Below are 12643 nucleotides of genomic sequence, written 5' to 3' on the forward strand. Positions count from 1 at the left end.
ACATTATACCAGAAAAAGGGAGGTCAATGCTCTTTTTATTTGCATTCTCCCATAAAATCAAGGTTTTTATTGAATTTTGGGACAAAAAAACAGGTAGTTTTTGACACTACCGTTTTATGAGGGGAGTGTTATAAATGACAATGTCTCCCAGTTTTCACATATTCTGGGCGGGGCAATTGGCGCAATTATGGGATACAATTTAAATAAAAAAGGAAGGGTTGTCTAAAAATGTGCAAAAAATATTTGATTTTACTTCTTTCTTTATTAATGGTCGTAGCTGTTTTTGGTGGAGGGTCATTCATCAAAAGAGAGATGAATAACAGAGCTTCCTATAAACAGGCCATTGAATACTTAGCTGATGGAGATTACGAAAATGCTTATAAAATTTTTGATGAATTAAGAGGATACAAAAATTCAGATCAGTTAGTCCAAGAGACAATTTATCAAAATGGAATAAGCAAAATGAATATTGAAGAATATGAGCTTGCCCTTGAGCTTTTTCAGACAATCCCAGAGTATAAAGAATCAGCTTCTAAAATTGAAAAAATACAACTATATTTACAAAATGAACAAGCCAACAAAACTCAGGATATAAACCAGAACGATAAATTGGATAATAATGACACCAATCAAGAACTAATCACTACATATGAAAATAAAGACGCTGAAACTCCTATAAGGGTTGAGGAAAATACAAAAATAGAGAATATAAACGGACGTTATAGTAGAACGGTTGACCGAGATAATGACACCTATTATTTGCTAAGTGTATCAATAGATGAGGGAGGAATAATTAGCATTTCCTATACGTTATATCATAAAGATTGCAATTTCGAAGGTGGTCGTATCACAGGATATTCTTTGTTTTACAATGAACAAGCAAGCTGGAATGAAGAAGAACAATCATACTTACTAGAAAGAGGCACGTCGAAATATACGATATCAGTTCAAAACACAAAAGAAATTTTAGTCGAAACAGATAGCGAAAAAGAATACGATCAATTGTTTGTAGGAAAATATCTTCGTGACGATTAGAGGTGATAAAGTCAAAAAAGGTAGTCGCTATTGAACGTTTGCTTATTGTGGTGCTAGTGGTATTGTATTTGCATTTATTGTATTGTCTTCGTTTACGCGATTTAAAGAGGGAGAAATACCACTCACTATTATTTTGGTTGTAATATTATTTGTTGGTCAGCAAGTATATGAAGGTATTGCGATAAGAGATAATATTTCTCAACTAACACATGTTATTGGTGGTGCAATAGGAGCTTTTGTTGGGTATCGGTTCAATAAAAGCAAATAATGATTAATCGAAATAATATCCGTTAATAAAGGAAGAAAAATGAAACATTATATTGATAATAATTGGAAACGTTACCTATGTCTGTTGCTTTGTATAACTCTGATATGTGCTATATTCGGTTGCGGATATGAAAAAAAAGAAAAATCGTATAAAGAAACATCTGAACTAGCAACAAATGAGTATACTAATGATGAAAATGTAGAGATTGAACAATCGACAGATAATAATAAAAATGAAGAGGAAATATCTCAAACTGATGTCACAAATGTATTGGAATTTCATTTACTTGATGTTGAACAGGGAACAAGCGTACTTGTTAATTGTGATGGACATTGGTTGTTATATGATGGTGGAAATTCTGGAACATCATCATATGTTGTTGCTTATCTAAAAAAACAGGAGGTTAAGAAGCTTGATTATATTATTGCTTCTCATTTTGATGCGGATCATATAAGCGGATTGATTGGTGCATTAAATGTTTTTGAATGTGAAACAGTTCTATCCCCAGATTATGAAGCAGATACGAAAATATACAATTCTTTTGACAATATGGTTAAAAAAAATGGTGCCTTAGTTATTCATCCAAAGCAAGGAGACAATTACTATTTTGGAAATGCAGAGATAGAAATTGTTGGACCATATACATATTCATATTCAGAAGAAAATGATAGAAGTATTTGTGTTCGAATAACTTATGGAAACACACATTTTCTCATGTGTGGTGATGCAGAATATCCTGCAGAATCTGATATGGTTAATTCCGGAGTATCTCTTTGTTCAGATGTATTCGTGGTAAGTCATCATGGTAGTGCTAATTCAAACTCTACAGCGTTTTTAAATGTTGTAAACCCTCAATATGCGTTAATAAGTTGTGAATTAGGGAATTCATATGGTCATCCGTCTGATGAAGCATTGAAACGATTAAGAGAAGCGGGATGTTTATTATATCGTACGGATTTACAGAAAGAAATTATAGGATATTCTGACGGAATAAATGTATGGTTTAACCAAGAAGCTACTTCTGATTGGCGAGCCGGATCTGAATTAGAGAAGGATGATTTCGTTAAAAATAAGGACAACCAAAATCAAACGATTGAAGTAGAGAACAATAATATTGATTATCAATATGTATGTAACACCAGCACAATGAAATTTCATTATTGTTACTGTAATAGTGTAAGTAAAATGAGTGATAAAAACAAAAAATATACAAATGAAACCAGAGATGCAGATTGCCAACCTAAACGGCCAACTGTGCCATATTAGGCGGACAGTGTGGGACATAATCGGCGGCCAGCCATCAAGCATTATTCCACGGTGTACTTGACATGAGCCTCTACCGCTCATGATTCATTGGCAAAGCCTGGAAACCGCGTCAGAGACGGATTTGCCAGGGCTAAACAGCCTATCATGAGCTACTCATGTAAAGCACCTTTCGCGGCATAAGGCTTGATGGCTTGAAATTTAACTGTCCGCTTATTGTGTCTCTGACTGGCCGGAAAATGTGGCCCAGCTGTCCGCCAAAACTGGCCATATGCAAGAGAAGAACTAATTGAACAAGGGTATACTAGTTGCGGTAATTGTAATCCATAGTTTTATGAAAAATATTCAGAAATTATCAGAGATAGATTATTCTAAATGCAAGATTAATACAATAACAAATATATAATTATTATTCCTAAAAATAAGTGATAATTACACCTTCGTATGATTCAGCTCATACGGAGGTTTCTTTTTGCCCATTTTTCTCATCTTGACATTTTTTTACTAAAACATGTTGTATAAGACACTCCGAATCTTTGGATATATAGAAGGACTTTTATTTGACCTTCTATATTGATGAAATGTGAGGTAATGACATATGTCAGAGAAAAGATGTTATACAGTAAAAGAGTTACAGGAGATCCTTGGTGTCAGCAGACCGACAATATACAACCTTCTGAAGAAAAATGAGTTCCGGTGGATCCAGCTGGATGGCGGAAAGTACCGTATTTCCAAAAAGAGCTTTGATGACTGGCTGGATAAGCTGCCGGAATCTTCCAACTAATCTCCTATCCGGATGAAAAATCGACTCTCCGCTCCGCTTCGGTCGGTGCTAAACGAATGCCACTGGCATTCAGCACCCTAAATTTTTTTGAAAAAGTGCGGTATGGTATGGGAAGAAGGAGGAAAGCTTCATGGATGAGAAGGGGAAAATGAATACCGGGGAATACGAAGAACTGATAAAGGAAGTGGAAGCAAACAGCCCATACAAGAGACTGTCTTCTGCAAAAAAGAAATGGATGAGTGTTTCTGAGATGGGCGAGCTTTTAGGGCTTAAAAAGACGGATCGGTATTGGCTGGTACATAAACACTTTTTTGAGACCAAAGAGATTGCCGGAAAGATGCGGGTTAATATTGAGAGTTTTGAAAAGTGGTATGCGAATCAGATTAAATATCATAAAGTCAACGGAGAAGAACCGGGAAAGGAATTGAAAGAATGGTCTTATTCTGTTCCGGAACTTGCAGAAATGCTGGAGCTTACAGATGGTGTCGTTTATGACCTGATCAAGCGGAATAATATCGAAGTCGTGATTGTGGACTACTGGAAACGTGTACCAAAAGCTGCATTTCAGAAATGGTATGACGGACAGTCCAGATACCGCACGAAGGATGATAAAAAGAGGGATGCCGAAATGGAGGCCGCTACTCTCACTATGCCGGAAATGGCCAGACAGCTGGGAATCACAAGAAATCAGGTATATGGCATCTTGAATAGTCAAAAGTATCAGCATTTCTTTGAGTTCGTCACGATCGCTGATCGAAAAAGAATCACGAAGGAAAGCTTTCAGAAGTTTCTGGAAGGGCAGGATGAATATCATCTGGATCCGGCGAACGATTATGAAGAACTGGCAATGGAAGAAAATGTGGCACTGGCGAATTATCGGAGAAAGAAACTGGCACAGACCGGGGAACGAGGAAGGAATGGCAATCTGCAGTATCTTACTATAGATGAAGCAGCCTTTATGGCAAAGGTCAGCCGGTCCATGATAAATGTCTGGTACACAAAAGGATATTTTCCGGTTGTAAAAATAAGGAACCATGTTCGGATCAAACGAAAAGAATTTGAAGCGTGGCTGGAAAAGAAAAATACAGAAAGGGGCTGTTAAATTATGGCATCAATCAGAGAACGAAATGGAAAATTTAATGTGATCTATTCCTATACTGATGCAGACGGGAAACGGAAGCAGAAATGGGAAACTTATGCTACAAAGGCAGAGGCAAAGAAACGCAAGAAAGAAATTGAATATAAAGAAGAAATGGGTTCCATGATAATTCCGCAGTGTAAAACCATGAAAGATCTTCTGGCAGAGTACGTTGCCCTGTATGGGAAGGACAACTGGGCATTATCTACATATGATGGAAATGTTTCTCTCATAAATAATTATATCCTTCCGATCATCGGGGATGAAAAATTATCGGAGATCAATACCCGTTTTATTGAAAAATATTATCAGAGGTTGTTGAAAGCTCCGGCTGTGGTCAATCCTATAATTGGGAAAAGAAAGAATGAATATGTATCTACCAGTACCATCAGAGATATCCATAAACTCCTCCGAAGCTGTTTTAAACAGGCTGTCAAATGGGAACTGATGGAGAAGAATCCTTGTATCTATGCGACCGTACCAAAACTAAAACAAAGAAACGTGAGATTTGGACTGCAGAAACTCTGCTGTACGCACTGGAAGTATGTGAGGATGATCGGCTAAAGCTGGCAATGAATCTTTCCTTCTCCTGCTCTCTCCGGATCAGTGAGCTTCTGGGGCTTACCTGGGATTGTGTGGACATCTCGGAGGAAGCAATTGAGGAAAACCGGGCATATCTGTTTATTAATAAGGAATCCCAGCGAGTGAGCAAATCCGCTTTAAAAGAGCTGGATGCAAAAGATGTGCTGCTGATATTTCCGGAAAAAAGCAAGACCAATAAAACAGTCCGTGTTTTGAAAACACCGAAGACAGACAGCAGTGTCCGAAAGGTTTTCCTTCCAAAGTCTGTCGCAAAGATGCTGATCGAATGGAAAGAAAAATAGGATGAGACAAAGGAAGTTCTTGGAGATGAATACATGGACTATAACCTGGTCATGGCAAGTACGTTTGGTCTTCCTTTGGGGGATGGCGCGATCCGGAAGCCATTAAATCAGTTGATTAAGGACTATGATCTTCCACCGGTTGTTTTCCACAGTCTCAGACACAGCAGTGTTACCTATAAGTTGAAACTGAATGGTGGAGATATTAAGGCTGTCCAGGGAGATTCCGGACATGCCCAGGTCAGCATGGTTACGGATGTATATTCCCACATCCTGGATGATGACCGGAAGAAAAATGCAGAGCTGTTTGAAGAAGCATTTTATGAGAAGAAAAATCTGGATCCGCAGATGCATCCGAATACAGCAGAAAATACGGTGGCGGTTCCGGAAGGTATTGATGCGGAATTGCTTGCAAAGGTTCTCTCCAATCCGGAGATGGCGGCACTGCTATCTTCACTTGCGAAGACGATGAAATAAGGGGATAGATAAAGTAAAACAATTTCAATCATATTCAACAAATCTCCTTCATATGAATAAAAAATGATGGAGATAATTATGTAATGAAGGAGATTTTGGGAAAATGATGCCGGGCCGGCAACTGGATATGTTCGTATTTAAGTTGGCTGTCGTGGTCGAAACACCATAGACAAATTTTCAATAACGGTGTATAGTAATAATAGAAATCTGGTCAATTGAATATTGTTTATCATTCCCGCTTGTAAGGGGATGGTAGCCGGAATATGATATCTGTCAGTAACAACAGAGCTTTCCCCGGATGTTAGCAGCTGCAAAGAATCTGCTAATTTTCAGGTCTTATCTGGTCTTGACAGAAAGGGTATTCAGATTACCAGAATTTGATTCGAAAATAAAAAAAGTCCTTGATAATAAAGGGCTAAACATATCAGTTCTTGACAGGGATTAACAGAACCACAGAGCTCTCCTAAGCGGTAGGTCGGGTGTTCGAATCACCTCGGGAACGCCAAAAACTCCGCCGGAAAACCCAGTAAAATCAAGGGTTTCCGGCGTTTTTCATTTTTACGGAAAAAGAGAAAAATCGTGAAATTCACGGATTTTCATTAGCAAATTCTCCGTCAGCTAATGGAAATTAGGACTAATGTCGTCCGCCTTTCAGGTGTACGGCTTGCTAATAAAAATTAGCAAAAAAATCGTCGTTTTGCTAATGAAAATGCCCTCTCTGCTAATGGCAGAAAAAATCGAGCAAAATTTCTGCTAATGGAAAAGGCGGTCGTTACCCTGTTAATTCGTTCATTCAGTGGTGGTCAAGCGAAAATCGCACACTACCTCTATGCCCTTTCTTATTATATAATTGCGGTAACAGGAGGTGGTTGTTTTGAAAGAACAGAAATATCATTTATATCTTTCCGATGACGAATACAGGAGAGTGTTGCAATCGCTTATCCGTTTGAAAAACAACCTGACAGCACAAGGCAGATATACCGATGGAGTTGATGATATTCTCTGCAAGATGATTTCAGCCAAGAAAAGAAAGTTCAAAATCAAATATATCTGAACATAGAACAAGACCGCCTACACAATGTAAGCGGTCTTTGATTATTTAAAGTGAGTTCGACAAACTGAAATTTTCCATTACCTTATCCAATTACGAAAAATCAATGGTCACATACAATCTCTTATTTTGATATTGTGCGGATATACTACCGCTCATACGCTCGGTTAGCATTTTTGCAATAGACAATCCCAAACCTGTTGAATTACGACTGGCTTCAACTGTATAGAATCGGTCAAACAATCTGCCGACTGTCACAGTATTCAGCTTATGCGCTGTGTTACTGAATGTAATACTGCCACTCTTATCCATAACTACGGACAGATCACCATCAGAGTATTTCAGCACATTGCTGATGATGTTGGAGAAGATACGGTTGACCGCACCTGCATCCAGTTCACGGAAAACAGGTTCCTCCGGCAATTCGATTTCCGGTTGGATGCCTTTCTCCTGCATAACCGCATAGAAAGATAGCAGACTTTCCTCCAGCGCCCGGACAACATCCATGTGTTCCGGTTTCAGATCCTGCGAAGATGCGACCACACTGTATCGGAACAGTTCTTCGGTCAAATTCTTCAAAACATCGGTTCTGTTTTTAATTTGGGAAAGATAACGCTGAACATTCTCACTCTTTTCCTCACGCTCCAACAGGTCAAGATAACCGTTAATTGCGGTCAGTGGTGTTCTAAGGTCATGGGAAATGTTGGTCACAGCTTCTTTCAATTCCTGATCGCCCTGTTGGTAACGATGGCGTTCCTTGCGGAGTAAGCGGAGCTGAACATTGACGTCCGTAGCCAACTTTCGCATATAGGGGTCACGGGTAGAAATATCAATGAGGGTGTTGGTATCTTCTGCCAATCGGTCACGGAATGCTTCCGAAATCTCCTGTGCCGACTTGCGCAGGAAATAAACCTTCGCAGCAAGCACAAAGATAACCAGAAGCAATATTCCGATGATGATTAACAGCAGATGTTCCATAACAGTCCTCTTATTTTATATCTTTTTTCTTGAATAGTGACACGCCTGCGGCAGTGGTCGCAATAGATACACATAACTGACAAATTATCGCCAGCGGACAAAACACACCTTCCGAACGGGCAATATTCAATCCTTGCGTAGATGGAATACAGGCTTCTATAAAAGTGTACACCATTCGGGCAGTCCCTCTGATATATTTGCTATTGGGAATGCCTTCCTGTCGCAAATAGCTGCCATCCTCCTGCATAACCATACGAGTAGCAAACTCCGGTTCCTGCAAAGCACTGTAGACGTACAAGCCCCCAATAATAATTACCAGAGCGAACACAAAACTAATAATCAAACTTCGGGATTTATTGCTGTCCTGCATAGCAATGAATGTGAAAACAGCGGCATAACACAGAAGCATGACTATTGTAGTGGGAATACGCCATCCCACAGGAGCAAGTGCCTCCCACATCAATCCTCCAAGGAATGGTAAGCCAACAACAACGGACGCCGCAATATGTGTAATCGTAAACAGGACACTGGCTGTGACTACGACAATCAAGTTCGCCAAATAAATGCTGTTTCGGGTACATCCAACATTCAATTTATTGCGAATTGTCCCCTGGTCGTATTCCGAACCAATATAAAAAGCGCTGAACACCGCCATGATAGCCCCTACAATAACCAATCCGATAAAGAAATAGTAGTTACCGCTGGCAAGATACCAGTTTTCTCCGATATTCTTCGTGTTGATGATTGCCAGAATGTAGAATACTGCACCTGCAATAGCAGAGAGAGCTTCCAATACCCAAAAGATTTTGCTTCTCCAAAGTCGTGAGAAGTTAGCAGTTATCAGTTTACGCATTGCTGCCACCTCCCACTAAGGAGATATAGTAGCTCTCCAGACTTTCATCCTTCTCCTGCAAGGACTTAACTTCGCAGTTTTCCTTTGCCAAGGCAACGGTCAGTTGGGTCACGTTAATCTTAGCAAATACATCGGCTGTGGTTGCGGAAATAATCTTGTATTCCAAATTCAGAGAATCGAGAACACGCGCCAGAGTTGCGGTGTCGGTCACTTCCATGTGGACGCATTTGCGGCAGGCTGCATCCAGTTCTTCCGCACTCAGTTCCTTTACCATGCGTCCGTTATCAATGATACCGTAATGAGTAGCCAAACGGGAAAGCTCGTCCAGAATGTGACTGGAAATCAGAACGGTGATCTGTCTTTCACGGTTCAGCTTCAGAATCAACTCACGCATTTCCACGATGCCCTGAGGGTCAAGACCGTTTACAGGCTCATCCAGAACAAGGAAGTCGGGATCACCGGCTAATGCGATGGCAATGCCCAAACGCTGCTTCATGCCCAGGGAGAAATTCTTTGCTTTCTTCTTTCCGGTGTTCTCTAAGCCCACCAGCTTCAGCAATTCGGGGATACCATCATAAGACGGCAGGCCAAGAACAAGGTACTGCTGTTTGAGGTTTTCTTCCGCAGTCATATCCATGTAGATGGACGGTGTTTCTACCACGGCACCCATACGTCGGCGGGATTTGATAATATCCCTGCTGTCATTGCGGATGCCGTACAGAGAAAAGCTGCCAGAAGTCGGCTCCTGCAATCCGCAGATCAGTCGAATCAGCGTTGTCTTACCTGCGCCATTCTTTCCCACAAAGCCATAGATGGAGCCTTTGGGAACATTCATAGTAAGACCGTTCAAAGCCTGAAAGTTCTTATACTTTTTTGTCAGGCTGTTTGTTTGCAAAATATAGTTCATAGTGTGTTACCTCCTTTGATGACCTAAGTTTACTAAACAAAAGTCAAGAAAGTGGTCAAGAAAAACGTCAAGATTTGGTCAAGATTTTTGTTCTGCCAGTTTGAAACCAATACCCCATACTGTTTCGATATAGTCCACACCGCTGACATCCTGCAATTTTTTACGAAGGTTGCTTATGTGCTGCTTCAAAGAACGCTCGGTGCAGTCGGGGGTGTCCAGACTGATTCTGTCAAGCAGAACACTCTTGGCAATAACCTGTTTGGGATTTTCCATCAGAAGCTTCAAAATAGCATACTCTGTTCGGGTCAGCTTCACAGACTGCCCCTGTACCGTCAGAGAAAGGGCAACCATATCCAAAACCAAATCACCAGCGGAAAGGGATTTGATTTCCGCATGCTGTTCTGCCTTGCGGAGCTGAACGGTAATTCGTGCTAAAAGTTCCTTTGTGTCAAAAGGCTTGGTCATGTAATCTGCTGCACCGCTGAGCAGAAGATTAACCTTGTCCTGCACATCTACTTTTGCGCTGAGAACGATAACAGGAATGTTCTCAATGTGGGGCAGAACGTCCTCGCCGGAAAGTCCAGGCAACATCAGATCCAACAGCACCAAGTCTGGCTTATTTTGCGAAAGAAGATATAACGCTTCGGTGCCTGAGTATGCACGAAGGACAGAATAGCCTTCTTGCACCAGCACTTCCGTCAGCATATCTCCAATATGAATATCATCATCTATGATTGCTATTTTTCTCATGCGTTAGTCTCCAATATATCTCTCACGAAAATTCAAATTCATGTGCGCTTTCAATCTCACCGGAAGACTGGAATTTATCGGTTTGAAATACTTACACAACTTCACTGAGTTTATTGACGGTGCAGCCCTTGTTTGCATAATATTCCATCATCTCAGGAAGTTTATTTTTATTATAGCTTGTGATGCAGTCAGACAAAACATGAACGGTATATCCGACTTTGGTCATATTGAAGCAAGTGGACTTTACGCAGGCTGTGGCATCTGCTCCAGCAATAAAAAACTCGGTGATGTCGTGTGCCCGGATAAAAGCGTCAAATTCTTCACTCGTTAAAGCATTGCTTTTTGTTTTGAGAAAAATGTGTTCCGATACAATCTTGAGTTCAGGAACAAACTCAGCACCGTGAGTGCCAGGCTTAAATGTTCTCGTTCCTGCAGACAGATTGTTGTGTTGAATGTACACAACATACATATTGTTTGCAACCGCCCAGTCAATTGCTTGATTGGTAGTCCCAATGATCTCTTGGTAGTTTTTTGTAATATCATTCTGAAGGTCGATCACGACCAAGGCTTTGTTTTTCATAATACTCCTCTACAAATCTCGATTTGTCTTTCTCTTGGTTTCTAATTATACATCATAATTATGAGAATTTCTACCCGCCGTCTATTGACATCAAATAATTTGAAATACGGCTGTATAAATATAACTCATATTATTTCAGCGGAAAACAAATATCAATTTCCATATAGCCGTTTTCTTCAACTTTGCGATATATGTCAAAAACAGGTCGTTCGTCAATGTGGTTGCCTGTTTTTGAAAGCCATCGGCAAAAAACGCCTTGATATACCATATACAGCATTTGCGGATAGCCCTTGAAATGATACACTGCATATTTACCGCCTGCGAAAGTGTGTGTCAGAATATTTGGGTTATCTTTAAGAGCCGGATGATTTGGCGAGATAGTTTGACACATCTCATACATACAACAGTTTTCATCTGTTATTGAAGGGTCATCTACTGTGGATTCCAGATACAGCGTGTCAGCCGATGACAAGTGCTCGTATTTATTTATAAATGTACACCATTCGTCAGGCAGATTATGATAGTTGCCTTTTTTACGCTCATATAATACAAAAAAGCTGTCCAACTCCTCAACGGTTATCAGATTTTCCGTATCTACCAATTCATCAATAGATATTCCGTGCGAAAAAGAGCATTGCTCTGCCAACTGTTCACTGACATTGCGAAAGTTTGCAGGTGTAATGTTGAGATGTCTTTTGAAGGCTGTGGCAAAATTTGACGAGGAGTATCCATAATCAACTCCGATTTCGGTAATGCTTTTATCTTTTTCAACCTTTAATCTCCACGCGCTTCTTTCAATACGGGTGCGCTTAATAAACTGATACAGAGCTTCGTCGGTATGCTCCTTAAACATTCTCATAAGATGATATTTAGAATATGAGCAATGCCTGGCAACATCATCAACAGTGATTTCGTTGTCTATGTTGTCAAAAATAAAGTCAATTGCTTTGTTTATCACGGAATTTTGAATTGTAACTATGCTGTTTTCTTCCACAGTCATCACCTGCCCCCACACAATTTCTTTTGCTTATTTATCAAGAATAACGAAACAACAGCCGTTAAAATCTCTGTTGCAAGAGCAACAAACCATACGCCTGTCATACCCCAAAGAGCCGGGAATATGAATGTAAATGCCAATAGGAGAACAACACCCCTAAGAGACGATATGATTGCGGAGCTTAATGCGTCTCCGCAGCCTGTAAAATACATTGAATTTATCACGTCAAAGCCCATAACTAAAAATGTTGCGGCATAAATGCGAAATCCGCTTGCCACCATATTTGCAACAACATCGCTGCAACCGAACATTGCGGCATAGGAGTTACCGAAAACCGAAAAAGCGACAGCAAAAAGCAATCCGATTATCAATAAAATCTTATTTGTAACGCTGCGAAGTTCCATGGCAGTTTTTTGTTCGTTTGCACCCCAACAAATGCTGACAAGTGGTGTGAGTCCCTGACCAAAACCTATGGCTATCATACTGAAGCCGTAAACGGCAAAACCGAGTATGGTAAATGCGGCAACGCCCTGACTGCCAACATATTTCATAAGCACATAGTTGAACGCAATGAAGTGCTATACTAACGTTGTAACAGTAGTGGCTAATAAGATATAATCAATCTATCAAAGAAAGAAGGAATTATTATGCCACAAACTTACACTCCAGAATTTAGAAGAA

General features: G+C 40.2%; 12 protein-coding genes and 2 pseudogenes. 7 read left to right on the top strand and 7 right to left on the bottom strand.

What is annotated here, in order from left to right:
• The first annotated feature begins 228 nt into the window (after positions 1 to 228).
• From ACTNBF_RS15325 to ACTNBF_RS15355, 7 genes and pseudogenes are all read left to right on the top strand, one after another.
• Complete coding sequence (locus tag ACTNBF_RS15325) at positions 229 to 1035, top strand: hypothetical protein (RefSeq protein WP_441089602.1); 807 nt, start codon at positions 229 to 231, stop codon at positions 1033 to 1035.
• A gap of 58 nt (positions 1036 to 1093) precedes the next feature.
• Positions 1094 to 1303 (top strand): annotated as a pseudogene (locus tag ACTNBF_RS15330) (rhomboid family intramembrane serine protease); the annotation flags it as partial.
• Positions 1304 to 1342: 39 nt separating this feature from the next.
• A complete protein-coding gene (locus ACTNBF_RS15335; RefSeq protein WP_441089603.1) occupies positions 1343 to 2569 on the top strand; it encodes a ComEC/Rec2 family competence protein in 1227 nt (408 codons plus the stop codon).
• A gap of 595 nt (positions 2570 to 3164) precedes the next feature.
• Entirely contained in the window at positions 3165 to 3350 is a 186-nt protein-coding gene (locus ACTNBF_RS15340; protein ID WP_075671598.1) for a helix-turn-helix domain-containing protein, read from the top strand.
• Between the two features lie 130 nt (positions 3351 to 3480).
• On the top strand, positions 3481 to 4452 hold the full coding sequence (locus ACTNBF_RS15345) for a helix-turn-helix domain-containing protein (protein ID WP_441089604.1): 972 nt from the start codon (positions 3481 to 3483) through the stop codon (positions 4450 to 4452).
• Between the two features lie 3 nt (positions 4453 to 4455).
• Positions 4456 to 5846, top strand: a pseudogene (locus tag ACTNBF_RS15350) (site-specific integrase).
• 865 nt (positions 5847 to 6711) lie between these two features.
• Entirely contained in the window at positions 6712 to 6900 is a 189-nt protein-coding gene (locus tag ACTNBF_RS15355; RefSeq protein WP_441089605.1) for a hypothetical protein, read from the top strand.
• Between the two features lie 90 nt (positions 6901 to 6990).
• On the opposite strand, the gene ACTNBF_RS15360 is transcribed toward ACTNBF_RS15355, so the two are convergent.
• The 7 genes from ACTNBF_RS15360 to ACTNBF_RS15390 all read right to left on the bottom strand — a co-directional run bounded on the left by ACTNBF_RS15360 (position 6991) and on the right by ACTNBF_RS15390 (position 12534).
• Positions 6991 to 7875 carry a sensor histidine kinase gene (locus tag ACTNBF_RS15360; RefSeq protein WP_441089606.1) on the bottom strand — a complete coding sequence of 295 codons (885 nt, stop codon included), beginning with the start codon at positions 7873 to 7875 and terminating at the stop codon, positions 6991 to 6993.
• 10 nt (positions 7876 to 7885) lie between these two features.
• Positions 7886 to 8728, bottom strand: coding sequence for an ABC transporter permease subunit (locus ACTNBF_RS15365; protein ID WP_441089607.1), 843 nt, complete (start codon positions 8726 to 8728; stop codon positions 7886 to 7888).
• Positions 8721 to 9635: an ABC transporter ATP-binding protein gene (locus tag ACTNBF_RS15370; RefSeq protein WP_441089608.1), complete on the bottom strand. Its 915-nt coding sequence runs from the start codon at positions 9633 to 9635 to the stop codon at positions 8721 to 8723. Before ACTNBF_RS15370 ends, ACTNBF_RS15365 begins: the two co-directional genes overlap by 8 nt.
• A gap of 78 nt (positions 9636 to 9713) precedes the next feature.
• Positions 9714 to 10385 (bottom strand): response regulator transcription factor, encoded by a 672-nt coding sequence (locus ACTNBF_RS15375; RefSeq protein ID WP_441089609.1) that lies wholly within the window; start codon positions 10383 to 10385, stop codon positions 9714 to 9716.
• 91 nt (positions 10386 to 10476) lie between these two features.
• Entirely contained in the window at positions 10477 to 10965 is a 489-nt protein-coding gene (locus tag ACTNBF_RS15380; protein ID WP_441089610.1) for a cysteine hydrolase family protein, read from the bottom strand.
• Positions 10966 to 11095: 130 nt separating this feature from the next.
• A complete protein-coding gene (locus ACTNBF_RS15385; RefSeq protein WP_441026871.1) occupies positions 11096 to 11965 on the bottom strand; it encodes an AraC family transcriptional regulator in 870 nt (289 codons plus the stop codon).
• Positions 11965 to 12534, bottom strand: coding sequence for an MATE family efflux transporter (locus tag ACTNBF_RS15390; protein ID WP_441089611.1), 570 nt, complete (start codon positions 12532 to 12534; stop codon positions 11965 to 11967). The genes ACTNBF_RS15385 and ACTNBF_RS15390 overlap by 1 nt, the downstream gene beginning before the upstream one ends.
• Positions 12535 to 12643: the final 109 nt, after the last annotated feature.

The organism is Bariatricus sp. HCP28S3_A4, assembly GCF_052066395.1.
In the GTDB taxonomy this organism is placed as follows: domain Bacteria; phylum Bacillota; class Clostridia; order Lachnospirales; family Lachnospiraceae; genus Allocoprococcus.

Excerpts from the sequence above, each read along its gene's own strand:
- ACTNBF_RS15345 (WP_441089604.1), top strand. The coding sequence starts at position 3,481 with ATGGATGAGAAGGGGAAAATGAATACCGGGGAATACGAAGAACTGATA.
- ACTNBF_RS15385 (WP_441026871.1), bottom strand. The coding sequence starts at position 11,965 with ATGACTGTGGAAGAAAACAGCATAGTTACAATTCAAAATTCCGTGATA.
- ACTNBF_RS15360 (WP_441089606.1), bottom strand. The coding sequence starts at position 7,875 with ATGGAACATCTGCTGTTAATCATCATCGGAATATTGCTTCTGGTTATC.
- ACTNBF_RS15365 (WP_441089607.1), bottom strand. The coding sequence starts at position 8,728 with ATGCGTAAACTGATAACTGCTAACTTCTCACGACTTTGGAGAAGCAAA.
- ACTNBF_RS15325 (WP_441089602.1), top strand. The coding sequence starts at position 229 with ATGTGCAAAAAATATTTGATTTTACTTCTTTCTTTATTAATGGTCGTA.
- ACTNBF_RS15335 (WP_441089603.1), top strand. The coding sequence starts at position 1,343 with ATGAAACATTATATTGATAATAATTGGAAACGTTACCTATGTCTGTTG.
- ACTNBF_RS15370 (WP_441089608.1), bottom strand. The coding sequence starts at position 9,635 with ATGAACTATATTTTGCAAACAAACAGCCTGACAAAAAAGTATAAGAAC.
- ACTNBF_RS15380 (WP_441089610.1), bottom strand. The coding sequence starts at position 10,965 with ATGAAAAACAAAGCCTTGGTCGTGATCGACCTTCAGAATGATATTACA.
- ACTNBF_RS15375 (WP_441089609.1), bottom strand. The coding sequence starts at position 10,385 with ATGAGAAAAATAGCAATCATAGATGATGATATTCATATTGGAGATATG.
- ACTNBF_RS15340 (WP_075671598.1), top strand. The coding sequence starts at position 3,165 with ATGTCAGAGAAAAGATGTTATACAGTAAAAGAGTTACAGGAGATCCTT.